Source organism: Lacinutrix sp. YIN62 (assembly GCF_057219185.1).
Genome location: NZ_JBXVVH010000086.1, coordinates 1 through 706, shown reverse-complemented (window position 1 = coordinate 706; position 706 = coordinate 1). Strand labels below are relative to the sequence as shown.

Below are 706 nucleotides of genomic sequence, written 5' to 3'. Positions count from 1 at the left end.
GACAAGCACTTTGCAAAACTAGAGTTTGTAAAAGCAGCCGAAGCCTACAATAAATTAATAGAAAAAGGCAAAGGAGACCCTTACATCTATGGCCGTTTAGCAGAATCCAACTACAATGTCTTTAATACCGTTGAAGCAGAACGCTGGTATGCCAAGGCCTTAGAAAACTCTAACGATGCCGAGATGGTATACAAATACGCACAAATGCTTAAAGCCAATGGAAAGTATGAAGCGTCCAATACACAAATGAAAAAATTTGCCGCATTGCGCCCAGCAGACAATAGAGCCATTGCATTCAATGCTAATCCAGATTATTTACCTAAAATATTAGAAAAAGGCAAAACCTTTAATGTTCAAAACCTAGACATTAATACCGAAGCCTCAGATTTTGGAGGTACTTTTCAAGACGGAAAATTATATATTACCTCCGCAAGAAATCGTGCCAGAAAAAAATACGGCTGGAATAATGAACCTTTCTTAGATGTCTATGAGTATACCATAGCAGAAGACGGAACCTATCAAGAAGAAGCATTATTAAGTAATGCTATTAACAGTAAACATCATGAAGGGATTGTTTCCTTTTCACCAGATGGCGAAACAATGTATTTCTCTAGAGAAAGTTTTTATGATAATATCTACGAAAAAGACTCGCTTACCAATGCAAAACACAGCGTATTACATCTTTACAAAGCCCATAAAAATGAGG

The 706-nt window shown here is 36.8% G+C and carries 1 protein-coding gene; it reads left to right on the top strand.

Features of this window, described 5'->3' with window-relative positions:
* Positions 1–706: tetratricopeptide repeat protein (locus AC2D8I_RS16310; RefSeq protein WP_484707178.1), on the top strand; the 706-nt coding region annotated here is incomplete at both ends.